General features: G+C 34.1%; 25 protein-coding genes. 21 read left to right on the top strand and 4 right to left on the bottom strand.

Annotated elements, in window-relative coordinates; genetic code table 11:
- Nucleotides 1–165: 165 nt before the first annotated feature.
- The 3 genes from J2Z80_RS09205 to J2Z80_RS09195 all read right to left on the bottom strand — a co-directional run bounded on the left by J2Z80_RS09205 (nucleotide 166) and on the right by J2Z80_RS09195 (nucleotide 1440).
- The gene (locus J2Z80_RS09205; RefSeq protein ID WP_209454125.1) at nucleotides 166–564 is read right to left on the bottom strand and encodes a nucleotidyltransferase substrate binding protein; all 399 of its coding nucleotides are present in this window, start codon (nucleotides 562–564) and stop codon (nucleotides 166–168) included.
- Complete coding sequence (locus tag J2Z80_RS09200) at nucleotides 551–850, bottom strand: nucleotidyltransferase domain-containing protein (protein WP_209454124.1); 300 nt, start codon at nucleotides 848–850, stop codon at nucleotides 551–553. The genes J2Z80_RS09205 and J2Z80_RS09200 overlap by 14 nt, the downstream gene beginning before the upstream one ends.
- A gap of 179 nt (nucleotides 851–1029) precedes the next feature.
- Nucleotides 1030–1440 (bottom strand): Hsp20/alpha crystallin family protein, encoded by a 411-nt coding sequence (locus tag J2Z80_RS09195; protein WP_209454123.1) that lies wholly within the window; start codon nucleotides 1438–1440, stop codon nucleotides 1030–1032.
- Between the two features lie 120 nt (nucleotides 1441–1560).
- Here J2Z80_RS09195 and J2Z80_RS09190 point away from each other — a divergent pair, with 120 nt between their 5' ends.
- Together J2Z80_RS09190 and J2Z80_RS09185 are read left to right on the top strand one after the other, a co-directional pair.
- Nucleotides 1561–2508, top strand: a complete 948-nt coding sequence (locus tag J2Z80_RS09190) for a CPBP family intramembrane glutamic endopeptidase (RefSeq protein WP_209454122.1) — start codon at nucleotides 1561–1563, stop codon at nucleotides 2506–2508.
- A 96-nt stretch (nucleotides 2509–2604) separates the two neighbouring features.
- Nucleotides 2605–3618: a LacI family DNA-binding transcriptional regulator gene (locus J2Z80_RS09185; RefSeq protein WP_209454121.1), complete on the top strand. Its 1014-nt coding sequence runs from the start codon at nucleotides 2605–2607 to the stop codon at nucleotides 3616–3618.
- 20 nt (nucleotides 3619–3638) lie between these two features.
- On the opposite strand, the gene murC is transcribed toward J2Z80_RS09185, so the two are convergent.
- A complete protein-coding gene (gene murC / locus J2Z80_RS09180) occupies nucleotides 3639–5036 on the bottom strand; it encodes a UDP-N-acetylmuramate--L-alanine ligase (protein ID WP_209454120.1) in 1398 nt (465 codons plus the stop codon).
- A gap of 157 nt (nucleotides 5037–5193) precedes the next feature.
- Between murC and purR the strand changes: the two genes are divergently transcribed.
- The 19 genes from purR (at nucleotide 5194) to J2Z80_RS09085 (ending at nucleotide 25312) form a co-directional block, all read left to right on the top strand.
- Nucleotides 5194–6042: a pur operon repressor gene (purR, locus tag J2Z80_RS09175; RefSeq protein WP_209454119.1), complete on the top strand. Its 849-nt coding sequence runs from the start codon at nucleotides 5194–5196 to the stop codon at nucleotides 6040–6042.
- A gap of 163 nt (nucleotides 6043–6205) precedes the next feature.
- The gene (spoVG, locus tag J2Z80_RS09170; protein ID WP_013296747.1) at nucleotides 6206–6487 is read left to right on the top strand and encodes a septation regulator SpoVG; all 282 of its coding nucleotides are present in this window, start codon (nucleotides 6206–6208) and stop codon (nucleotides 6485–6487) included.
- A gap of 108 nt (nucleotides 6488–6595) precedes the next feature.
- The gene (glmU, locus tag J2Z80_RS09165) at nucleotides 6596–7969 is read left to right on the top strand and encodes a bifunctional UDP-N-acetylglucosamine diphosphorylase/glucosamine-1-phosphate N-acetyltransferase GlmU (protein ID WP_209454137.1); all 1374 of its coding nucleotides are present in this window, start codon (nucleotides 6596–6598) and stop codon (nucleotides 7967–7969) included.
- Nucleotides 7970–7971: 2 nt separating this feature from the next.
- The gene (locus J2Z80_RS09160) at nucleotides 7972–8922 is read left to right on the top strand and encodes a ribose-phosphate diphosphokinase (protein WP_209454118.1); all 951 of its coding nucleotides are present in this window, start codon (nucleotides 7972–7974) and stop codon (nucleotides 8920–8922) included.
- A 100-nt stretch (nucleotides 8923–9022) separates the two neighbouring features.
- Nucleotides 9023–9706: a response regulator transcription factor gene (locus tag J2Z80_RS09155; RefSeq protein WP_209454117.1), complete on the top strand. Its 684-nt coding sequence runs from the start codon at nucleotides 9023–9025 to the stop codon at nucleotides 9704–9706.
- Between the two features lies 1 nt (nucleotide 9707).
- The gene (locus J2Z80_RS09150; protein ID WP_209454116.1) at nucleotides 9708–11129 is read left to right on the top strand and encodes a sensor histidine kinase; all 1422 of its coding nucleotides are present in this window, start codon (nucleotides 9708–9710) and stop codon (nucleotides 11127–11129) included.
- 239 nt (nucleotides 11130–11368) lie between these two features.
- Nucleotides 11369–12727 carry a S1C family serine protease gene (locus tag J2Z80_RS09145; RefSeq protein WP_209454115.1) on the top strand — a complete coding sequence of 453 codons (1359 nt, stop codon included), beginning with the start codon at nucleotides 11369–11371 and terminating at the stop codon, nucleotides 12725–12727.
- 136 nt (nucleotides 12728–12863) lie between these two features.
- Nucleotides 12864–13436: an aminoacyl-tRNA hydrolase gene (gene pth, locus J2Z80_RS09140; protein WP_209454114.1), complete on the top strand. Its 573-nt coding sequence runs from the start codon at nucleotides 12864–12866 to the stop codon at nucleotides 13434–13436.
- Nucleotides 13424–13792, top strand: coding sequence for a hypothetical protein (locus J2Z80_RS09135; RefSeq protein WP_209454113.1), 369 nt, complete (start codon nucleotides 13424–13426; stop codon nucleotides 13790–13792). The genes pth and J2Z80_RS09135 overlap by 13 nt, the downstream gene beginning before the upstream one ends.
- A 5-nt stretch (nucleotides 13793–13797) precedes the next feature.
- On the top strand, nucleotides 13798–17298 hold the full coding sequence (gene mfd / locus J2Z80_RS09130) for a transcription-repair coupling factor (RefSeq protein ID WP_209454136.1): 3501 nt from the start codon (nucleotides 13798–13800) through the stop codon (nucleotides 17296–17298).
- A 51-nt stretch (nucleotides 17299–17349) separates the two neighbouring features.
- Nucleotides 17350–18255, top strand: coding sequence for a peptidylprolyl isomerase (locus J2Z80_RS09125; RefSeq protein ID WP_209454112.1), 906 nt, complete (start codon nucleotides 17350–17352; stop codon nucleotides 18253–18255).
- Between the two features lie 758 nt (nucleotides 18256–19013).
- The gene (gene spoVT, locus J2Z80_RS09120; protein WP_209454111.1) at nucleotides 19014–19565 is read left to right on the top strand and encodes a stage V sporulation protein T; all 552 of its coding nucleotides are present in this window, start codon (nucleotides 19014–19016) and stop codon (nucleotides 19563–19565) included.
- A 73-nt stretch (nucleotides 19566–19638) separates the two neighbouring features.
- Nucleotides 19639–20487, top strand: coding sequence for a sporulation peptidase YabG (gene yabG / locus J2Z80_RS09115; RefSeq protein ID WP_209454110.1), 849 nt, complete (start codon nucleotides 19639–19641; stop codon nucleotides 20485–20487).
- A gap of 195 nt (nucleotides 20488–20682) precedes the next feature.
- On the top strand, nucleotides 20683–20946 hold the full coding sequence (locus tag J2Z80_RS09110) for a Veg family protein (RefSeq protein WP_013296759.1): 264 nt from the start codon (nucleotides 20683–20685) through the stop codon (nucleotides 20944–20946).
- A gap of 142 nt (nucleotides 20947–21088) precedes the next feature.
- Nucleotides 21089–22621 (top strand): DUF3794 and LysM peptidoglycan-binding domain-containing protein, encoded by a 1533-nt coding sequence (locus J2Z80_RS09105; RefSeq protein WP_209454109.1) that lies wholly within the window; start codon nucleotides 21089–21091, stop codon nucleotides 22619–22621.
- Between the two features lie 137 nt (nucleotides 22622–22758).
- A complete protein-coding gene (ispE, locus tag J2Z80_RS09100; RefSeq protein ID WP_209454108.1) occupies nucleotides 22759–23625 on the top strand; it encodes a 4-(cytidine 5'-diphospho)-2-C-methyl-D-erythritol kinase in 867 nt (288 codons plus the stop codon).
- Complete coding sequence (locus J2Z80_RS09095; RefSeq protein ID WP_209454107.1) at nucleotides 23618–24295, top strand: GntR family transcriptional regulator; 678 nt, start codon at nucleotides 23618–23620, stop codon at nucleotides 24293–24295. Before ispE ends, J2Z80_RS09095 begins: the two co-directional genes overlap by 8 nt.
- 8 nt (nucleotides 24296–24303) lie before the next feature.
- Nucleotides 24304–25026, top strand: a complete 723-nt coding sequence (locus J2Z80_RS09090; RefSeq protein ID WP_150201455.1) for a nucleotidyltransferase family protein — start codon at nucleotides 24304–24306, stop codon at nucleotides 25024–25026.
- A 73-nt stretch (nucleotides 25027–25099) separates the two neighbouring features.
- Nucleotides 25100–25312 carry a CLC_0170 family protein gene (locus J2Z80_RS09085; protein ID WP_209454106.1) on the top strand — a complete coding sequence of 71 codons (213 nt, stop codon included), beginning with the start codon at nucleotides 25100–25102 and terminating at the stop codon, nucleotides 25310–25312.
- The last annotated feature ends 7 nt before the right edge of the window (nucleotides 25313–25319 follow it).

Below are 25319 nucleotides of genomic sequence, written 5' to 3'. Positions count from 1 at the left end.
CTGGGCTGGTAGCTGAATTACCATTTAGCATGTTTAATAAAGGATCAGGAGATAAAAAAGGGTGATATTGGCGCCTGCTTCATCAAAAATGTGCTGAATTTCGAAGTCTTCCAAAAAGTTGGTTTGAAGTTTATAATGTTGTCAAATCGGTAGAATCCAAAATATTTATATTTGATTTAATCTCTCAAGTATTTTATCTTTTAACTCTTCTAATTTGTCAACATATATTTCTTTTATTCTTTTACATATTTCTATTGCATTACTTTGGCTATATATGTGTGATGTGGCATTTCTGTCTACAAGCATATTAAGCCATATTTTTTCATCATCAATTAACCCTGAAGAATATGCTTCTCTTAATACGGTTTTTGGTGAATTTAATCCAAATAAGCCTTCATCTTCAAAGATTTCTTTTAAAGTTTTCCAAGCAAGTTCAAAAGTAAATTCATACCTTTGAATTATTCCATCCCTTTGAAGTTCGTCTTCCTCGTCATATTGCAACAAGCCTTCTTTTAATCTATCTAATGCTTTTATAAAATTTTCAAGTTTATTATTGCTTTTCATATACAATAACACCATCCCGGTTAATATTATCTAATAACTTTTTGTCAGTATTATCATTTATAAAGACTATATCAAGTTTCAATAGAGTATTTATATCATCTAAATCGCAATAAATTGCGCCTTTATTGTAGTTATCTTTGCAATATACGGCAATATCTATATCACTGGTCTTTCTATTATCTCCTCTTGCTCTTGAACCATATATTACTATTTTATCAATATCATTATATTTTTCACCTATAAATTTAATTGAATCTATTATTTTATCATCTAGATCTAATTTCATGATATGCCTCCAAGTGTTGTTCTTTAGATTGATTATACAATATTATGAAATACAATACAATCGGTATTTCGTTTAAAAATTTTATAAAAGCTATTTACAACAAACAGCGTTTGAGATATTTTCTTTGCCACAAAAAATATTATAGCCAAACACAGGTGTCCTGTGTCTGGCTTTATTTTTTATTGTATATCTATTTTTCTACCCTTTGGCTTATCTGGATGCAATTTTGGCATTACGATGGTCAATATGCCGTTTTCAAATTTTGCAGTTGTCCTTTCTGAGTCTACTTCAGCGGGAAGTCCTATTCTTCTTTCAAATGAACCATAATACCTTTCGTTTAAATAGTAGCTTTGATTCTTTCTTTCGGATTCTTTTGAAGTCTGCCCCTTTATCTCAAGTATATCGTCGTGAACGCTTATTTCTATGTCTTTTTTGTCAACACCAGGCAATTCGGCTGTCGCTGTAATTTCAGTTTCGGATTCTGTAATATCTATTCTGGGGCGTGCAAATATATTTGACAATCCAGGTAGATTAAAATCAAAATTAAAATCTGGCCACATGTCGCTGCCGCGCCATTTTATTAAGCTCATAAATGACACCTCCAATAATTTTTACAAAAATATTTTGTGAAAAATAGATTTTTTTATTCTTACATTTTCAATATATGTATGGTAAAATCTATTGTAGACAAAATGAAAAGGAGTTTTGGTATGAGGCCGTCTGAAAAAGATGCTAATAAGATCTATTTGCTAATATTAGTTTTATTCGTTTTTGTAGGTTCATACGTTCAAAGAAAATCATTGTACGTAGGACTTATCATAACAGAGTTTGGTATCGTTTTGCTGCCTGTTGTACTTTTTTTGCTTTTTAAAAAATACGATTTGAAATATGTATTGAGATTTAATAAGCTCGAATCGAAGCATATATTTTTGATAATATTGATAATGATATGCGGTATGTTTGTATCCAGTTTTTTTAGCATTTTGACAAATTACTTTTTAAGCAAGTTTGGCAAGATACCGATTCCCCCAATAAGTGCTGCAAGTAATATTGGAGGGCTGATAAAGCAGATATTAATCGTATCGGGTAGCGCTGCTTTGTGCGAAGAAATACTTACAAGAGGACTTATATTAAGAAGTTATGAAATGAGAGGGTCTATAAAAGCTGTAGTAATATCAGGCTTAATGTTTGCTGTATTGCACCTGAATGTGCAGAATTTTTTAAGTGTTGTCTTTTTAGGATGTCTGTTGGGATTTCTTGTACACAGGACTGATTCTATATACGCTTCGGTGTTAGGACATTTTACAAATAATACACTTGTATTAGTAATACAATACGTGTCGTATAATGTATCAAAAGAAATAAGTCCAAAGCCGGGAACGCTGGTAAAAATGAATATACCATTTGTATCTGTCGTTGTATATGCATTTATAGCACTAATTGCGGGAATGTTTCTATATATACTTCTTAAAAAGCTTATTAAGACTACAAATCCATACATTATTCACAGCACTACAACATTAAGCGATGATTTAAGGATACTACTTCAATGGCCTATCTTAATATCTTTGTTAATTTTTTTGGCTATGATAATTTTAGAGCTATTGGGAATATCAGGTTCTTCATATTATATGAAGGTTGTTAAATTTATTTTCTAGTGCATTTACATTTTGAGGCTTTCATAAGTTGACAACAATTTTAAAATGGTATAAAATATAATTGGTTGCAATCGGTTTCACTAAGGTGGTGTTTAAATGAATGTAACAATAAAAGATGTAGCGCAAAGAGCACATGTTGCACCTTCGACTGTATCAAGGGTTATTGCGGATAATCCCAGAATCAGCAAAGAGACAAAGGAAAGGGTCTTTAAAGCGATGGAAGAGCCGGGATATTATCCAAATGCTATTGCTAGGAGTTTAGCCAGTAAGATGACTTATACTATAGGGCTTATAATGCCTCGCTCTGCAGAAGACGCATTTTCTAACCCTTTTTTTCCAGAGGTTATGAGAGGCATAAGCGTCGTTGCCCACAATGAAAAATACGATTTGCTTATATCGACATCAGGTAATGAAGAGGAAGAAAAGCAAGCTGTCATAAATATGGTTAAAGGTAGAAAGGTGGATGGGATTGTTCTTCTCTGTTCAAGGACTACAGATGAGCTTATACCTTGGCTTAGAGAAGAAAAGTTTCCTTTTACTGTAATAGGAAAGCCTTTAGACTCTAAAGGTGTATGTTGGGTAGATAATGACAATATTGGAGCATCAAGACTTGCTACAAATTACCTTATAAAACACGGTCATAAAGAGATAGCATTTATAAGCGGCTCGCTAGAATTCGTAGTAAGCTTAGACAGACTTGATGGTTATAAATTAGCGCTGGAAGAGAATAATATACCGTTTGTAAAAGAATTGGTTGCTCAAGATGAGTTTTCTGAAGATGGTGGATACAATGCAATGATGAGGATTTTGAAGCAAAAAAAGCCGACGGCAGTTGTTGTGACAGATGACATAATGTCGTTTGGTGTTATAAGAGCGGCCATAGATTATGGATTAAGGGTACCACAGGATGTATCTCTTATTGGGTTTAACAATATACCGCTTTCTGCTTATGCTAATCCGCCGTTGACTACAATAGATATTTCGACGTTTGAATTAGGAGTGAAATCAGCGGAGCTTTTGCTTAAAATCCTTAAAAACAAGGATTATATGGCAGACCACATAATTGTACCTGTTAAGTTGATTGAGAGAAAATCCTGCATAAAAAGATAAATAGGCCATTTGGCCTATTTTTATGCTCCAATTGCGGCTTTTTTATTAAAATTTAAAAGCATATTGCCTACTTCGTATACATCACCTGCTCCTATTGTTATCACCAGATCGCCACTTTTAATTATACTTCTCAAGTAATCTACGATATCGGTAAATTCCTTGATGTAATATGTTTCATTTCCTCTATCCCTGATAAGCTTAGCCAAATCTTTAGCATTGACAATACCTATATCTTTTTCTCTTGCAGCATATATATCTGTTATTATTGTTATATCAGCATTGTCAAATGAGGTAGCAAAGTCTTGCAGCAATGAATAAGTACGTGAGTAAGTATGTGGCTGAAATACGCATATTATTCTGTTGTGAGGGTAGTTTAATGCAGACGACAGCGTAGCTTTGATTTCTGTTGGGTGGTGTGCGTAGTCGTCGATTATGATAGCACCATCTAAAGTGCCTTTGAATTCAAATCTTCTATGTGTACCTTTAAATTTTTTGATTATCGAAGGAGTACTTTTTATATCTACTCCCAAAAGATGACAAACAGCCAATGTTGCTAATGCATTGTATATGTTGTGCTTTCCTACGATGGATAGCTCAAAATTTTGAATGAATGTACCATTGTAATACACATCAAATGAAGGGAATCCCTTTTCATCAAATTTTATGTTTTTTGCATTCCATGTACAGTTGCTGTCAATTCCAAATGTTATAATATTCCGGTCAACATTTTTAAGTACGCTCATTGTATTTGGATCATCACCGCATGCTACTACATATCCATCTTTTGGCACAAGGTTTGCAAACTGTGTAAATGACTGCTTTATGTTGTCGATGTTTTTAAAGTAATCGAGATGATCTGAATCCACATTTAAAATGACAGCAATATAAGGATAAAATTTTAAAAAGCTGTCTGTATATTCACATGCTTCAGTCACAAAATAATCTGATTTTCCTACTCTGACATTTCCACCGATTATGTCCACTTCACCGCCGACTAAAACTGTAGGATCGTAATTCATCTCTTCAAGCAATACAGAAATCAATGATGTTGTGGTGGTTTTTCCGTGGCTTCCAGCTACACCGACACCGTATTTGTATTTTTTCATTATCTCGCCAAGAAGTGTTGCCCTATCTATTGTTGGGATGTTAAGCTCCTTTGCTCTAATCATTTCGGGATTATCTTCTTTTACTGCTGCTGTGTATACAACTAGATCAGCACCATCCACATTTGAAGCGTTATGGGGGATATTTATGATTGCGCCTTCATTTTTCAACTTTTGAATTATGTAGGAATCTTTTATATCGGAACCAGTAACGATGTGGCCGGCATTTAGCATTATATGAGCAAGACCGCTCATGCTAATTCCACCAATGCCTATAAAATGTACTCTATTGAAATTTTCAATATTAACTTCCACTTTTATTACACCTCTTTCAAATTTTGTTATTATTATTACCAAAAAACAGTCACTTTATAAAGACAAAATACTATACAAAAAGATTATAACACATATTGCAAATTTGTGAACTTTAAAATATAATGTTAAGTAAAAGTTTGTCTTTGGAGGTTTTTCGATGAATGCATACAAAAGGTACGAAAGAATCAGTGTGATACTTAAGATACTGACCGAAAACCCCAATAAATTATTTAATTTAAATTATTTTATGGACTTATTTAATGTAGCAAAATCAACTGCATCAGAAGATATAGATATACTTAAAAGTATATTAGAAAAGTTCGGCTTAGGTGATATAAAAACAGTTGCAGGAGCTGGCGGAGGAATTAAGTATATTCCTATAAATAATATAGATAAATTTCATGAATTTATGATAGATATATGCAGAAAGCTTGAAGACCCTAAGAGGATAATTCCGGGAGGTTTTTTGTATACTGCTGATATTATATATTCGCCACAATATGCAAATAAGATAGGTGAAATTCTTTCGTATCCATTCCAAGAAAAAGATGTTGATGCTGTTGTGACGGTGGAGACAAAAGGTATACCTATTGCTATGATGTGTGCAAGAGCTTTAAATGTGCCTTTAGTTATTATAAGACAGGACAATAGAGTTACTGAGGGATCGTCAGTTTCGATAAACTATGTATCAGGTTCGCAAAAGCAGATAAAAGCCATGTCCCTTTCTAGGAGATCCTTAGAGAGAAATTCAAAAGTAGTTTTAATAGATGATTTCATGAAAGCCGGAGGTACTATAAAAGGCATGATTGAGCTTATGAATGAGTTTGATGCGGAAGTATTGGGGGCGGGTGTAATGATTGCAACAAAAGAGCCAGAAGTTAAAGTTGTAAAGAATTATTTTTCTATATTTACGTTGGTTGAGATGAATGAAGATAAAGAAATTATAAAGATGGAAATAAGTGATTGGATTATGTATAATATGCATAAAAATGGAAATAATAGTTAAGACGACATAAAATGAAATTTTTTATCATAATTTTTCTAAATTTTAAATTTTGATGGAGGAAATTTTGATTTAATGGCGAATAATATTAAGGTAAGAAATTTTTCTTAAGTACTTTCTAAATATCATATATTATTGGCTTATTTTGCAGGAAGGTGGTGAGCTTATGGAAATTACAGACGTTAGGGTGAGAAAGATAAATGAGGAAGGCAAGATGAGAGCTGTGGTTTCTGTAACCTTCGATAATGAATTTGTTGTTCATGATATAAAGGTTATTGAGGGACAGAATGGTTTGTTTATAGCTATGCCTAGCCGCAAGACACCCGAAGGAGAGTTTAAAGATATTGCACATCCAATAAATTCAGAGACTAGAGCAAAGATACAGACTGCGATACTTAGCGAGTATGAGAAAGCGAAAGAGCAGGACAAGCCACAGGGTCAGGAATAAAAAGGAGATTTCTCCTTTTTATTTTTTTGTTGAACTTTGTTTAAATTATAGTTAAAATAGTATAGGAATGTGTAGAAAATATAAATGAAAATAGTAGAAGGTGTCGCAATGGATAATTTTTATACGCTTATACTTGCTGCGGGACTTGGAAAGAGGATGAAATCAAAACATCCAAAAGTCCTTCATAAAGTTTGCGAAAGACCTATGGTGGAGTGGGTTGTAAGAAGTGCCAAAGAAGCTGGGTCAAAAGATGTAGTTATTGTTTTGGGACATGGTGCTGAAGAAGTTAAAAGCGCCTTAGGTGACGGTGTAAAATATGCATATCAGGAAAAACAGCTTGGTACAGGACATGCTGTCATGGTGTCGAAGGATTTGTTGCCAGATACAGGTAATATTATGATTTTAACTGGTGATACACCACTCATAACGTCAGAGACATTGAAAAAATTCTATGACTTTCATTTAAAAGAGCAAAATTCTATTACTGTATTGTCTTCATTTTTTGATGTTCCGGATGGGTATGGAAGAATTGTAAGGGATGTAAATGGGAATGTTTTAAAAATAGTCGAAGACAAAGATGCAGATGATGCGATAAAAGGCATCCATGAGATAAATTCCGGCATGTACATTTTTGATTCTGACTATTTAAAGAAATCGCTTCAATATATAAACAATAACAATGCACAAGGGGAGTATTATCTGACGGATGCCATAGAAATTGTAATAAGACTTGGCGGAAAAGTAGGTGCATATTCAGCTCCAAATGAAGAAATAATGGGAGTTAATACAAGAGTGCAGCTTCAAGAGGCAGAAAAGGCGATGAGAAGAAGGATTAATAAAAGACTTATGTTAGACGGTGTAACTATAATTGATGCTGATAATACCTACATCGGTCCTGACGTAGTAATAGGCATGGACACAATAATTTACCCTGGTACACGCATAGAAGGTAAGACTTTCATTGGTGAGGATTGTGAAATCGGTCCTAATTCATACATTATTGATTCAGAGATAGGAAATGGATGCAGAATAATATTTTCTATGATTACTGAATCAAAACTTTATAACAATATAAAACTTGGACCGTTTGCTCAGATAAGACCTGAAAGCGTCATACACGATAATGCAAAACTTGGCAACTTCATCGAGATAAAAAAATCCGTTATAGGTGAAGGAACGAAAGTGCCGCATTTGACTTATATAGGTGATGCAGAGGTTGGAAAGCGTGTAAACATGGGATGTGGTTCTATAGTTGTAAATTACGACGGCAAGAAAAAACATAAGACGATTATAGGTGATGACGTATTTGTAGGATGCAATGTAAATCTTGTGTCGCCTGTCAAAGTTAACAATAATGCATTTATAGCTGCAGGATCGACTATAACCGATGAGGTACCAGATGGTGCACTTGCGATAGCAAGGTGCCGCCAGACAAATAAAGAAGGCTGGGTAGAAGAAAGAAGAAAAAAAGGAGGACTATAGGAGTGGTAAGACACGGAGGAGCTATAAAGATTTTTAGTGGCAATTCAAATCCTGTATTGGCAAAAGAGATTGCTGAAAATTTAGGCCTTACATTAGGCGATTCGGAAGTTGGGACTTTTAGTGATGGTGAGATAAGCGTTAGAATTAAGGAAAGCATAAGAGGTGCAAATGTATTTGTGGTTCAGTCCACATGTTCGCCTGTTAATGATAACTTGATGGAGCTGCTTATAATGATAGATGCGTTTAAAAGAGCATCGGCAGGTGAAATCACTGCAGTTATTCCTTATTATGGGTATGCTAGGCAGGATAGAAAGTCAAAGCCTAGAGATCCGATAACAGCTAAGTTAGTGGCTGATCTTATAACAGTTGCTGGTGCTGATAGAGTTCTTACGATGGATCTTCATGCAGCGCAGATTCAAGGCTATTTTAATATACCTGTTGATCATCTTCTTGGTGGTCCAATACTGGCAAAGTATTTTATGGAAAAGGATCTTGGTGGCGACGTTGTTGTAGTATCACCAGACCATGGAAGTGTTGTAAGGGCTAGAAATTTTGCAGAAAAGCTTAATGCTCCAATTGCTATAATAGACAAAAGAAGGCCAAAGGCAAATGTGGCAGAGATAATGAATCTGATAGGTGATGTCAGAGGAAAAATAGCGATACTGGTAGATGATCTAATTGATACTGCTGGGACATTGCAACAAGGTGCACAGGCTCTCATTGATAATGGAGCAAAAGAGGTTTATGCATGTGCTACACATGGTGTTTTATCTGGCCCTGCGATAGAGAGGTTAATTGATTCTCCTATCAAGGAATTGGTAATAACAGATACGATTCCGCTACCAGAAGAAAAAAAGATAAGCAAAATCAAAATAAGAACTGTGGCTCCATTGTTGGCAGAAGCCATAATGCGCATATATGAAGGTATGTCTGTTAGTAAATTGTTTGTATAGGCACGAATGTGCCTTTTTTTGTAACCTAAATGCCTTCCGTCATTGCGGTTTCATAATCTATTTTGTATAATAGTTTTAAGATTTAATAAGGGGTGTCTATATGGGTGAAAACAGAAAAATTTATATAGTTGATGATGACAGAAATATATGTGAGATAATTTCTTTATATCTTGAAAAAGAAGGCTTTGATACAGTAAGAATAGGTGACGGTATGACAGCACTGAATAAAATCAAAGAGGAACTCCCATTGCTTATTATACTTGACTTGATGCTTCCAGGCATTGATGGAATGACTTTGTGCAAAGAAGTGAGAAAATTTACAGATGTTCCTATTATCATGCTTACAGCAAAGGGTGATACATTTGATAAAGTATTAGGTCTTGAGATAGGTGCTGATGATTACATCGTAAAACCATTTGATGGGAAAGAATTAGTTGCTCGTGTAAAGGCTGTTTTAAGAAGGTATGAACATGAGGAGAATGATGGAGACAGTGTGACGTATCCTGACCTTTCCATAAGCCTAAGCGAGTACAAAGTAAAATATAAAGGAGAGAATGTTGATCTTACGCCAAAAGAGTTGGAGCTTTTTTACTTTTTGTGTACGCATCCAAATAAAGTTTTCACAAGAGATCAATTGCTGGAAAATGTTTGGGGATATGAGTATATGGGAGACAGCAGAACTGTAGATGTTCATATTAAGCGATTAAGAGAGAAAATAGGGGATGGTCCTAATTGGAAATTAACGACTGTATGGGGTGTTGGATATAAATTCGAGGTGAAATGATTTGAGCAGGAATAGGCTTTTTAGAAGGCTGCTTTTTACCAATATAATGATTATAGTGTTGACGATGGCAATACTGTCTGTACTTTTTTATATTATGTTTGAGAATTATTATTTTCGAGATAAAGAGAAAATAATGGTTGAGGAAGGAAAGCAGATAAACACTATTTTAAATGATTACTTGATAGGGGACATTGATATTGACAGATTAAATCAGAATTTAAATGTTGTTGATAGGCTTATAAATGCTTCAATCTGGGTTGTAAGCACAGATGGACATATATATATACAATCGAGGGATTTTGAGAAGAACTGGACAGGTGTAACATTAAGCAGAGATGATATCAGAAATATATTAAAAGGCGAGACGATTGTAAGAAGAGGTTACTTCGGTGGAAGGTTTACACAGCCTGTTCTTACTGTTGGGCTTCCTCTTGTATTAGGTGGTAAAATACAAGGTGCGATATTCATGCATTCACCAATTGTAGAGATGCAAAAGACCCTTATGGATATTTTTTTCATAATGCTTTTAGCTATATCAATATCTATATTTATTGCATTCATACTAATTTCTTACACGTCTAAGAGAATATCTAATCCACTAAAAGAAATGAGCATTGCTACAGAAAAAATGGCTAAAGGTGATTTCTCAACCAAGATAAATGTCGTAGATGACGATGAGATAGGAGATTTAGCAAAATCATTTAATGCTATGTCCAGCGAATTAGGAAGAATGGATAATGCAAGGAGGGAATTTGTTGCTAACGTTTCACATGAGCTCCGATCTCCTTTATCTACAATTCAGGGTTATATAGATGGCGTTGTTGACGGCACGATACCAATGGAAAAATCAAAATTTTATTTAGAAATCGCTCAAAAAGAAACGCGGCGCATGTCTAGGCTTATATCTGAACTTTTGGATATAACAAAAATGGAGTCGGGAGCTTTTCCCCTGAATCTAGTCGAGTTTGATATCAACGAGCTTATCAGATTGACTATTATCAAGATGGAATCTCGAATAAACGAAAAGGATTTGATGGTTAAGGTTGATTTTGAAAGCGACAAAGATATTGTAGAAGCCGACAAAGATAAGATAGAGCAGGTGCTTACCAATTTGATAGATAATGCAATCAAATTTTCAAATCCAGGTGGTTATATACATATATCTACCGAAAAGTCAAAAGAAAAAATTTATGTAAAAGTCCACAACAAAGGGAAGACGATACCGAAAGGCGAAATAGATCATATATGGGATAGATTTTATAAAGTTGATAAATCTAGAAGTGGAAGTCCTGGAGTTGGACTGGGGTTGTATATTGTAAGAAGTATTATAAATCTCCATAATGAAGATATTTGGGTTACCAGCAGTGATGAAGAAGGTACTACTTTTACTTTTACACTGAAGTTGAAAAAAGTTAAGCAATAGAATAAATTTTTTACAATTTGTTCATAATTTATTCATAAATTAAAGATATAATAATACTTGAGAGAGAGAAAAGCCTCTCCTTGACCTCCCTTATTATAGCAGCTCGAGCCACCCCTCGGGCTGCATTTATTTTTCCTATTAACATGAAATTATTAAAAATTATTTACAATATGTTCACAGTTTATTAAAAATTCTAATCTATAATGTAATCATGAGAGATGATAAGGAGGATGATCGATATGGATTTTGAAAATGAACAAAACAAAAACATAGACGAAAATGAAATAGATAATTTCAAAATTGACAGTAACAGTATGAATGCCGAAAATATAAAAAGCGATAGTATGAATGATACTCAGGAGATTCCAGCAACATATAATCAGCAAAACAGTGAAATCAATCACGAGATGCCAAGAGTTGAATTTAGAAGCAACAAAAAGAGTTTAGGCAAGATGGTTAAGAGATTCAGAAGGAGGATGTTAGTATCATTTGTAGCTGTTGCTCTTATTGCAGCACTTATTGGAGGCGGCGCAGTTGCAGGAATTATGAAATACACTAATATAGGTCAGCAGACTCAAGTTATAAACAGGTATTTGCCGCTGTCATCTGACAACAATAATTTTAACTTGATTACTAACATTGCAAAAATTGTAAGCCCTTCTGTAGTTGGTATTGATACAAGCGTGTCGTATTCCAATGGCTATAGAAGCGCACTTATACCTGAAGGAAGCGGTTCGGGCATAATCATTGATTCACAAGGATATATAGTAACTAACAACCACGTCGTAGATGGCGCTTCCAAAATAACAGTAAATTTATCTGACGGAAGAAAATTTCCTGCACAATTGATAGGTAAAGATGCAAAAACAGATCTTGCAGTATTAAAGATAAATGCTACAAATTTGATACCTGCAAAATTAGGTGATTCATCAAAACTTGAAGTTGGAGAACTTGCTGTTGCTATAGGAAATCCTCTCGGTGAAAGTTTTGCTGGAACAGTAACAGCCGGTATAATAAGCGGTCTTAATAGAAATCTTCAAAGCGATTACGGACCAGTTAATCTAATACAGACAGATGCGGCTATAAATCCTGGTAATAGCGGTGGACCTTTAGTCAATAGTAATGGTGAAGTAATTGGTATAACAAGTGTAAAGTTGACATCAACAGGTGGCTCTAATACACAAGATCCATTTGGTATGTTCCAGAGTCAAAGTACACCTGTTGAAGGAATGGGATTTGCGATTCCAATAAATGAAGCGAAACCTATAATTGATGAACTTATAAAACATGGATATGTTGAAAGACCAATTATGGGTGTTAGCGTACAGGAAGTTACATCTCAGGATGCAGCACAGTATAATATACCTGTAGGTCTTTATATAGCACAAGTACAACAAGGCAGCGGTGCTGATGAAGCAGGACTGCAAGCAGGTGATGTAATAACAGCAGTTGATGGTACGAAAGTTGATACGTTTGATTCACTGCAGAGCATAATAAACAAGCATAAAGTCGGTGATACAATCACTGTTACATTCTGGAGAAATGGCAAGACGTTAACTGCAAAAGTTAAGTTAATGAGCAGTTCAAACGCACAATGATTGTATGAATAACGCTAAAATGGTTCTTTACCAGTCTCCTCCCGCTGGTAAGGAACTTTTTTTGCATAAATCTACAACTTTTTTTTAAAATGTTTTATGATATAATAAAAAATAGTATGGACTGGAGGTTTTTTGTATGTACATTATTGTAGGACTTGGAAACCCCGGAAGAGAGTATGAAGGGACTAGACACAATATGGGGTTTGATGTGATAGATAATCTTTCTGCAAAATTAAATATAGATGTTAAAAAACTGAGATTCAAATCATTAATAGGTGAAGGTATTTATAAAGAGGAAAAGGTGATATTACAGAAGCCTCAGACGTATATGAACTCAAGCGGTGAGGCTGTTTATGATATAGTAAATTTTTACAAGTTGCCTCTTTCTAATTTGATTGTGGTCTATGATGATAAAGATTTGGATGTGGGTAAAATAAGGATAAGGAAAAAGGGAAGCTCAGGTGGACATAATGGCATGAAATCGATTATATACTTATTAAATAGTGAGGACTTTCCAAGAGTCCGGGTAGGAATAGGAAAACCAAAAGGTGATATGATAGAGCATGTCCTAGGCAGATTCGATAAAAGCGATAAACTGGTTGTAGACAATTCTATCGATAAAGCGGCAGATGCCATCATTGATATTATAGAGAATGGAGTTGAACATGCCATGAATTTGTTCAATGGCGACAGCAAATGTTTATTATAGGCGGATTGATAAGCGTTTTTTTATCATATTTTTTAAATAAATTTGTCGTAGATTTATATGGAGATAAGGCAGTTGTATACGGTGTACCGATTATTGAAGAATCGTCAAAAACTATCATAGGGTATATTTTTGGCAGCATAGTTGGTACCCATTTCATATTTGGCATTGTGGAATCGTTGAACGATTTTATTGCATCACCTAAAGAAGTAAACTTTAGGGCGTCGGTTTTAAGCATTATTACACATCTTATATTTGGAGCTATTGCATATTATATATTGATATATGTAAACATATATGCATCAATTATTATTACATCTGTCATTCATGGGTATTGGAATAGGATTATGTTGAGGTGATTGTATTGTTTGTAAAGCCCATAGAAAATTTAAAAGAGATTGCGGAAGTTGATGAGGCCATTGAAAAAGATAGGATGCCTTTATTAATATATGGACTAACAGATTCTCAAAAAGCTCATATTGCCCATTATATTATAAAGAAGCTGAATAAGAAGGTACTGTTTATAACGTATGATGATGTAAAAGCAAGGACTATCTATGAAGACTTAAGCTCTTTTTTAAATGGTGATGCTTATTTGATGCCATCCAGAGATGCCCTTTTCTATAAAGTTGATGCGTCAAGCCTTGACCTTATCGGGAAAAGGCTTATTGCTGTGAAAAAAATTATTGACGATAAACCATCTGCCTTTGTCACTTCAATAGATGGGGTAATGAATAAAGTTGTCTCTAAAGATATTTTTTCAAGATATAGACGTAAATATAAAGTTGGAGATATTATCGATTTAGATGAATTATCATCATCTTTGGTAACGATGGGCTACGAAAGAGTACCTATGGTGGAAGGAAAAGGACAGTTCAGCATACGAGGTGGCATAATAGATTTTTTCTCACCGATGGAAGATGAAGGTTTTAGGATAGAACTTTTTGATGATGTAATTGATTCTATTAGGAGTTTTGATGTTTTTACTCAGAGATCATTGAATAATCTAAGCGAAGTAGAGTTATTTCCTGCTAGAGAGTTTATACTGGAAGACGAAAACATCAAAAATGGCATGGAAAATCTCAGCAGAAATGTGAATTCGTATGTTTCAAAGATAAAAGAAACTCACAGCGGAAGAGCGGAAAAGATTAAGAAGAAATTTGATGAAATCATGGAAAATATCAGTGAGACCAAAAGTGTGCCAAATATAGGAGAATTAATAAGCTTTTTCTATGATAGACTTTACTCCATTGTTGATTATTTTGACGATGCATTTGTCATATTAGATGAAAATGTAAGAGTGAAAGAAAGAGCATCAAATATTTTGACTGAGTTTAACGAGAATTTCAAATCGTTGCTTTTATCTGGTGAGGTTTTGCCAGAGCAGTCGAATCTTTTATTTAGTTATGATGATATATTGAAGAAGCTTTCAGGCAAATCGCTGATTTTGATGAATACTATAGTAAAATCTGACGCGAATATTGAAGTGAGAAGTATTGTTAATTTTGTATCGAGATCGATGCATCCTTTTCATGGTAAGATTGAACTGCTGGTAGACGATTTAAAATTCTACAGAAAGTCAGGGTACAAAGTTGTAATGCTTTCAAGCAATTTAGAAAGAGGAAGGATGTTGAGAGATTCACTGATAAGTTATGGATTAGATGTACCTATAGTTGATGATGAAGAATACAATATTCCCGATGGAGGCATTTTGATATACCCAGGGACTGTCAGCAAGGGATTTGAATACGTAGATGCAAAATTTGCATTAATAAGCGACGTTGAGATTTTCGGTCAGTCTAGAAAACCAAGAAAATCTTTTAAAGTAAAAAATGGAAACCGCATAAAGAATTTTACAGAACTTACAGTTGGATCATACGTAGTGCATGTCAATTACGGTATAGGAAAGTATGAAGGAATAGAAGAAATAACTTTTGATGGTGTTACGAAGGATTATCTTAAGATAAAATATGCGGGCGATGACAAGCTATTTATACCAGTGGATCAACTGGATTTGATACAAAAGTATATAGGTCCTGAGGACAAACCGCCAAAGCTTAATAAGTTAGGCGGAAATGAATGGTCCAAGCTTAAGAAAAAAGCCAAAAAGGCCGTGGAAGATCTGGCTAAGGATCTGATTAAACTTTACGCCAAAAGGCAAACAATGAAGGGATATGCTTTTTCAAAAGATACACCATGGCAGAAGGATTTTGAAGAGAGGTTTCCATACGAAGAGACAGAAGACCAACTAAGATGTATAGAAGAAATAAAAAAAGACATGGAAAGCGATAAGCCAATGGACAGATTGCTTTGTGGTGATGTGGGATATGGCAAGACAGAAGTTGCATTAAGGGCTGCTTTTAAAGCTGTAGCTGATGGAAAGCAGGTGGCTTTTTTATGCCCGACAACTATATTGGCTGAACAGCACTATAATAATTTTGTACAAAGATTTAAGGATTTTCCGGTAAAGATAGAAATGTTGTCACGGTTTAGAAGCTATAAGGAGCAATCACAAATTATAAAGTCACTGGCGGAGGGAACTATTGACATACTTGTTGGGACTCATAAGATTTTGCAAAATGATGTAAAGTTTAAAGACTTAGGTCTTTTAATTATCGATGAAGAACAGAGATTTGGTGTCAAACATAAGGAGAAAATTAAAAAGTTAAAGGAGAATATTGATGTGTTGTCTCTGTCAGCAACACCAATTCCCAGGACGTTGCATATGTCCCTAATCGGTATAAGAGATATGAGCGTAATAGAAAATCCTCCAGAAGACAGGTACCCTGTCCAAACGTACGTTGTTGAATTTAATGAAGATCTCATAAGAGATGCCATTTTGAGAGAACTAGGACGAGGAGGACAAGTTTATTTTGTCTATAACAGGATAGAAGGTATTGAAAGAATGGCTTCTATCATAAAAGAACTGGTTCCTAACGCACGGGTAGCTGTAGCACATGGTCAGATGGAGGAAGGCAGGCTGGAGAATATAATGATTGGATTTTTAAATGGTGATTACGACATATTGGTATGTACAACAATAATTGAAACAGGCCTTGATATACCAAATGTCAATACAATTATAGTCTACGATTCCGACAGGATGGGCCTATCGCAACTGTATCAGTTAAGAGGCAGAGTAGGCAGATCCAATAGATTGGCGTATGCTTATTTTACTTATAGAAAAGATAAAGTTATTACTGAAGTTGCAGAAAAAAGATTGGAAGCTATAAAAGAGTTTACGGAGTTTGGCTCGGGATTTAAAATTGCCATGAGGGATCTTGAAATAAGAGGTGCAGGAAATCTTTTGGGGGCTGAACAACATGGACATATAGATGCAATAGGATATGACATGTATCTAAGGCTTTTGGATGAAGCCATAAAAGGTTTAAAAGGCGAAGTTGAAGATGAGAAGCCAAATACTACCATTGACATTAAAGTAAGTGCGTATATAGACAAAGAATACATTGAAGATGAAAATCAAAGGCTTGAAATGTACAAAAAGATTTCTTCAATCGAAAATGAAAAGGACGTAGAAGATATAAAAGACGAACTTATAGACAGATTTAAAGAGTATCCAAAAGCCGTAGAAGCTCTTATCGATGTGGCTTATTTGAAAGCACTAGCAAGGGATGCAAACATATTGGAGATTTCAGAAAGGGGTACATCAATAATATTGAAGTTTAAAGATTCTAAATCTATAAATTCTGGAATTGTAGATACGTTAGTGAATGAGTTCAGAGGAAGGATTATGTTTTCAGGGCAGGTTCCACCATATATAACCTACAAGTACAATAAAAAGGAAAACGTGTTGAAGGAATTGATTAATCTTGTTAACAAAATTAAATGTTTGCAGATTAACTAAAACTGATATATAATGAGTATATAAATTTGTTAAGATGAAAGGATGAATACTTTGAAGTTTAAGAGATTAGGCGCTGTTTTGGCGTTAACATTGGCACTTACTACTTTGACCTCTTGTGGTGTAAATAAAAATATTGTCGCAAAAGTTGATGATCAAGTTATAACATTAAAAGAATATCAGGATTCGTTTAACCAGGTAAAGACACAGATAGAAAGTGATCCACAGTATACAAAGGATATCTGGAATCAAAACTATAATGAGCAGAAGTTTATTGATGTTGTAAAAAATTCTGTTTTAGATAATCTCATCTTGGAGAAACTTTTGATAAAAGAAGCTGAGAAAGAAAAGATTACTGCAACAGACAAAGAAATAACTGATGAATACAATTCAGAAAAGGTCACAAATAGCAATGTGACGAAAGAGACAGCCAAAGATAATGTTCTTGTAAATAAACTGATTGATAGCTGGACGAAAGATGTAAAAGTAACTGATAGTGAAGCAGAAAAATATTACAACGATAATAAAAGCCAGTTTGAAGTTGTGAAGGCCAGCCATATATTGGTTTCTGACGAGAAAACTGCCAATGAGATATATGACAAGCTTAAAAATGGTGCCAATTTTGCAGAGCTTGCAAAGCAGTATTCAATAGATACATCTACAAAGGACAATGGCGGTGAATTAGGGGAGTTTCCTAGAGGCACTATGGTGCAGGAATTTGAAGATGCAGCATTTGCCTTAAATCCCGGAGAAATATCGAAGCCTGTAAAGACGCAGTATGGATATCATATAATAAAGTCAGAGGGTAAATCTATAAAATCTTTTAACGATGTAAAAAGTAGCATAATAACATATTTAGAAAACAATAAAAAGCAGGATATATTTAATCAAAAATCAGAAGCTCTAAAAAAGGCAGCAAAGATTGAGAAGTTTCCGCAAAACATAAAAGTTACTGTTTAACATTCCCCTTTGGTGCATGCCAGAGATAAGCGTAGAAAGGTTTTGGGAAGGTTGTAAATTTCTTACTATCAAGATTTGAAATGGGAAAATCATAACTACAGTACAGTTACAGATGATTGGTGCGAAAAAGAATGTGTATGAGCCATTCTTTAGCAATAGAAAAGTAGCTACAAAATAAAAAATAACTATAAAAAGGAATACAGTTTTTCTGCTGTATTCCTTTTTATAGTTTATTGCATAAAACGAACAAGAAAATTTTAATGTGTTTAATCCTTTTTAGAAAAATATAAGAAAATTTTATATAATAGATAGATAATAAAAATTAAACTTATGACATTTATTATTTGAATAATAATAGAAAAAAGTTTAAATATCATTTTTAACCCCTTCTTTACCTTTAGTACCCCTCCGCCATTTTTTGTTGATTATACATTATCTACTATATTTTGTCAACATTTTCTAATAAAAATTCTGCATAAAAAAAGGAATATAGTTTTGACACTGTATTCCTTTTTGTGTCTTAATATCTCATAAAACAAATAAGAAACAACAGAAACACGGAGGAAGTGCTTGAAATGGATATTGAAATGAAATCTTAAAGTACGCTATCGAATGGTTCCCAGATATTTTTATAAATTTTTTTTTAATTCTTGTTCACTAAAAAAGACACTTCTAAGTGTCTTTTTTATGTATAAAATTATGGTAATACATAAATACTAATCTTGAACTTAAAATTTCAGGAAATGGAGGTACATAATTTGAAAGCGACTGGAATTGTTAGAAGAATAGACGACCTTGGAAGAGTTGTCATTCCAAAGGAAATAAGAAGAACATTGAGGATTAGAGAAGGTGATCCGTTAGAGATTTTCACTGACAGAGAAGGTGAAATAATATTAAAGAAGTATTCTCCTATAAGTGAACTTGGAGATTTTGCACAAGAATATGCAGACAGCATATATCAATCAACAAAACAGCCTGTATGCATAACAGATGGTGACAATGTTATAGCTGTTGCAGGAATGCCTAAAAAAGAATTGATAGATAAACCTATAAGTTCGGAGCTAGAAAAATATATGGAAGAAAAGAGAACAGTTATTCTCGGTGAAGGCAAAGATAAAGGCTCTATTGCTATCGCCGAAGGACAAGAATTTATGCCAGTATCACAGGTTATTGTACCTATTATTTCACGGGGAGATACGATTGGTACTGTCATAATCTTCACAAGAGAAAGTGGTGTTGTATTAACTGAAGTTGAAGCTAAAATTGCAGAAACGGCAGCAACTTTTTTAGGAAAACAAATGGAAGAATAGTATATAACAAGTATATAGAACCCTGCATATTATAGTATATGAAGTATGACTATAATGTTGTGGGGGGATCTTTATGTCTTTTAAGGTTAATGACATAGTAGTAAGGAAATCACACGGTTTTGATTTGCTGTTTAAAGTTATAGATGTCATAGAAAATAGAGGCACAAAGCATTATCTACTACATGGACTTAATATGCGGATAGTTGCTGATGCGCCCGAAGATGATCTTATGCCGGCTTCCTTAACGAGAATAAACGAATACGACGAGCCGTATCAGAGGAAAGCAAATTATCTTATAAAAAAAATCGCTCAATCAAAAGATTTAAAAAGGCCTAAAATGATGCGGTCAAACCGAAATGAGCCTTATGGCAAACCAGGTACCGTTCTTCATATTGATAGTGATGAAGGATATTTAAATATATGTTTAGATGCTTACAAAAGGGCAAGTATAGAAGCACATGGAGAAATTGTAGATGAAAAAGAACAACCGGACAAAGTAGTAAGTCTTTTAAGTAAATACAGACCAGATATATTGGTGTTAACAGGACATGATGGCGTAAAAAACAGCAGAAATTATTCTGATATAAACAATTATAGAAATTCAAAATACTTTGTAGAGGCTGTCAAAAATGCTAGAAATTATGAACCATCATTAGATGATTTGGTCATTTTTGCAGGTGCCTGCCAGTCAAATTATGAAGCATTAATATCATCTGGAGCCAACTATGCAAGCTCACCAGAGAGAGTATTGATACATTGCCTCGATCCTGTTTTGGTTTGTGAGAAAGTGGCTTATTCTCATATAAATGAAATAGTGAAAATTGAGGATCTAATTGAAAATACGATAACAGGTGCACCAGGCATCGGTGGGCTGCAGACAATGGGGAAATTCAGGTATGGAGTCCCAAAGGCTAAATTTTAGCGAGTCAACTGACTCGCTATTAATTTTTTTCAATATATACCGCTTATTTCTCTATTTTGCGCATTTATTTGCAATTTTAAACATGAATCACTTTGTTGACAAACTACTTTTTCGCTGGTATAATAATATATTTTATTTGACATTAAATGAAAAATGTGTTATAATATTTTCAGAATTGTGTAAGGAGTGATAAAATTGGCCGATAGATTAGCCCTACATGAGATAAAAAAGAAGCTGGATGACCATGTTGGCGCAAGAGTCCGGCTAAAAACCAATGGTGGAAGAAAGAAGACAATAATCCGGGAAGGATTTTTAGAAAAGACATATCCAAGCATTTTTATTATTGTGATAGATGGACAGGGAGCAACCCGCAGGGTCTCATATAGTTATTCTGACATTTTAACGGATACAGTTGAGCTTACATTGATGAAAGGTGAAAAAGAAATACGTTGCATGTAACAAAGACCGATTTTTATCGGTTTTTGTTTTTTTGGCATATTTTAAGACCTCCTTTTATATTATTATATTAGATATCTATAAAAATTACTCTAAGGGATTAAGCAATAAAGTACCGTAAATTTAATATTGAGGAGGTAAAAGTATGTTGCAGGGGGCAGTGACAAACTCCATAAGTTATGACAGATTTGTAGGTGGCGAGGATAGTCAGGCACTTATAGAAAGTGACGTAATAGTACCAGAAGATATGCCTGATGCCATAAATGTAGTTGCAGTTGTAGGTGATGCTGTAATAAACGAAGTTATAGAAAGCGATGAAAAGATTCAAGTTGACGGTGAACTGAGGCTTAACATCATTTATGCAGCAGATAAAGATAAGAAACTAATGAGGATTAATAAGTCTATTGATTTTACACATTTTCTTGAAATTAACGGTTCAAAATCCAAATGCATATCACTTGTCAACGCTAGAGTGGAACACGTTGATTATTCTCTGATTAACAGTCGAAAAATGAATGTAAAGGTAATAGTGAACATATCTGGAAGAGCATTTGATAAGGAAAAGAAGGAAGCGATAGTTGGGATTCAAGGTGAAGAGGACATAGAATATCTTAAAAAAACTATTAAGCTATCAAATATTGTTGGGCAAAACAGCGCAGAGACTTTTCTGAAAGAACAGGTAAAGATTTCCGATGGTGAACCTAATATATCTAGGATTTTAAAAACTGATGTGGTTATAAAGCCTGAAGAACCTAAAATAACAGATAATCGTGTAGTTATACAAGGGAGTGTTCATGTATACGTAGTATATGAAGGCGATTCAAAAGACGAGTACGGATATGAAGAATGTGACCTTAACTATGCTAATTTTATAGAAGTACCTGGGGCATTAAGTTACATGAGGGCCAATACTTATGAAAGAATAATAGAAAAAAATATAGAAATATCGTCTGATGAGAACGGTGATAACAGAATCATCGATATAGAATTAGTTTTAAAGACGGAAGCTCTGGTAGTAGAGAAGGATGAGACTGAAATTCCTGTCGATATTTATGGGATAACGAGAAATGTTGAGCCTGTAATTGAATCGATTGAGGCAATTAGCCAACAGGAACGTTTTAAATCACAAGCTATATTCAAAGAAAATGTCGAATTTAAAAATAATGTAAGAAAAATCATTGATGTTGTGGCATATCCTGTGCTTTCTGACTATATTTTGAAAGATGGGAAAGTGCTTTTGGAAGGTATAATAGATTATAACATAATGTATATAGGTGATAACGGCAATCCGATGTCATTTAAAGGTGAGGCACAGTTTAAGACGTTTTTAGATGCGCCTATCGATGATGGTGAGCTTTTTATTGATTTAAAGATAACTCACATATCGTATGACATAATGGCTATGAAAGAAGCAGAGCTGAAATTTGTCGTCGATGCTACTGTGGATGCATTTAAAATAAGCAGATATGATATTTTAGCAGACGTAAAGGAGATTGATGAAGCTAGAAGCGAGGAAAACAGGCACAGCATTACCATATACATGGTTCAAAAAGATGATGAGCTTTGGGATATAGCAAAACGGTATAGGACTGCTAAGGAAGATATTATTAAGGTAAATGATCTGAAAGAAGAAAAAGTTTTGGCAGGTTCAAAGCTTATAATACCAAATAAAATATAAAAATTCAGGTAAAGTTGGAATTTAATATTTATTCCAACTTTTATTTTATTTTTAAAACTAAACATATATAGAAGGATTTTCGTGTATAATGTATAATATATATTATAGTGTGAATTTTTTTTGGAAGTGAATATATTATGGACAAACTAATGGCAAAATCTTATGCTAAGATAAACTTGTCGCTTGACGTCAAAGGTAAAAGAGATGATGGATACCATATTGTAAACATGGTTTTGCAATCAATAGATTTATATGATAAATTAGAGTTTGAAATAAACGATGATATAGTTTTTGAATGCGATAATAAGTATATACCATCAGATGGAAGCAATCTTGTAGTAAAGGCGGCAAATCTATTGAAAAAAGAATTTGGTGGATATGGTGCATTGATACGGCTCAATAAAAATATACCTGTTGCTGCAGGGCTTGCAGGTGGAAGCTCTAATGCAGCAGCGACATTAGTAGCATTGAACAAGCTTTGGAATCTTAATATAGATTTGTCTATGCTGAAACAATTAGCTACGTCATTAGGAGCTGATGTTCCCTTTTGTATTGATGGTGGAACTAAGGTGGCAAGCGGCATCGGAGATGTATTATTAGACATAAAGACACCGCAGCTAAAGTTGCTTATTGTGAAACCTCCGTTGTTTGTATCAACAAAAGACGTATATACTGAATATGACAAACTTGATTTTGTAGAAAATAATTATACAATAAAGATGATCGATGCTATAAATTCAAACAGTATAGCTTGTATCTGCAGAAGTTTAGGAAATGATTTAGAGCGGGTTACTATCAAGAATTATCCAATTATCGGTGAAATCAAAAAAAAGATGATGGAAAGAGGAGCTTCAGGCACACTGATGAGTGGCAGCGGTCCGACGGTATTTGGAATCTTTGATAATTTGGATTTTTTAAATATGGCGTACAACGCATTTTTGAATGAGGGCTTCTTTGTATATATTGCTAATACTATTGATAAGGGGATTGAACTGTATGAATAATTATCTACCATTGGAAAATTATAAACCACTGAGGGATATTGTTTTTGACTATATGAAGAATGCTATTATAACAGGTGAGTTTAAACCCGGTGAAAGGCTTATGGAAGTACAGCTAGCAGAAAAGCTTGGTGTTAGCAGGACACCTGTTAGAGAAGCCATAAGAAAACTTGAACTGGATGGCCTTGTTGTAATGGTTCCGAGAAAAGGTGCCTATGTGTCGGATTTAAGCACAAAGGATCTTCTCAATGCTTTTGAGGTTAGACAGTCTTTAGAAGGACTGGCAGCATCATTAGCTGCTGAGAGGATTACAGATGATGAGCTTAATAAGCTAAAGGAAATACTTGATAAATTCTATGAAGGAATTGCGGAAAACAACACAGAGAAATTGATTAAATACGATCAAGAATTTCATGATTGCATTTTTAATGCATCAAGAAATGAAAAATTGGTGCAGATAATGAATAATCTACAGGAGCATGTTCACAGATTTAGGGTAAAATATATCAACGATTATAGGAAATCTAAAAAATTGTATCAGGAACACAAGAAAATACTTGAATCATTAGAAATGCGAAATGCTGAAAATGCTCAAAAGTGGGCGGAAAAGCACATTCAGAATTTCCAAAATGATTTGGTAAAAGATATGAAGCATTTTAGCAATGGAGAGTGAAATAGATTATGAATGCTTTAATACTTGCAGGCAGTACTGGTGATGAAAAGCTTCCTGAAAAAGCACTTATTAAAATAAAAGGTAGATACATGATATCATACGTTATTGATGCACTGAGGGGTTCAGGCAAGGTAGAAAAAATTGCAGTAATAGGCGATAAAGAAAAATTAAAATGCATAGATGGGATTGATATATTAATAGAACAAGGCAGCTCCATTATAGAAAATGTTGTTAAAGGAATTGAGCCTTTTAAAAATGACAGGCGTGTTTTGATACTGACATGTGATATTCCTATGCTGACGAAAGAGGCGGTAATTGATTTTATTGAACAATCGGAATCATATAATGCAGACTTATGCTATCCAATTGTGAAAAGAGAGGATAATGAGAGGAAGTTTCCGGATGCTAAAAGGACATACGCTAAAATAAAAGAAGGTACTTTCACAGGTGGAAATATATTTTACTTAAATCCTAAGATAATCGATGCATGTATTGAAGCAGCAAAACAGTTTATAGCGTTTAGGAAAAAACCATGGAAACTGGGTCAGCTTTTGGGATTCAAGATTTTAATCTTGTTTGCTTTTGGACGGGTTACAATAAGTCAGTTGGAAAGAAAAGTTTCGGAGCTTTTTAATATTAATGCAAAAGCTGTAATATCAAAATACCCTGAAATAGGGAACGACGTAGATAAGGATGAGGACGTGGAAATGGCGAATAAATATATAGCGTAAAAATAGGCAGAGGCCTATTTTTTTTTGCATATAATTTTTTTATTGTGAAATAATTAAAAAAGGTGATATTGAAATGGTGAATTTAGTTCATTTTATAAAACAGGTCTTTAATGGATATTTATTTGCGACGCTTTTCATCGCGGGATTTTATGAGTCGGTATTTGAGCCTAAAGACTTAAGAAAGAAAGGCCTTGAAGAGGATTCAAAGATATGCAGAAACATAGGTATAGCTTATCTTTTGGTAGATGTAATAATGTATATAATCATGAAACTATTACCGATTTGATGAAAAG

The sequence above is a fragment of the Thermoanaerobacterium butyriciformans genome (assembly GCF_017874545.1).
Lineage (GTDB): Bacteria > Bacillota > Thermoanaerobacteria > Thermoanaerobacterales > Thermoanaerobacteraceae > Thermoanaerobacterium > Thermoanaerobacterium butyriciformans.
This window is presented reverse-complemented; position numbering and strand designations above follow the sequence as displayed.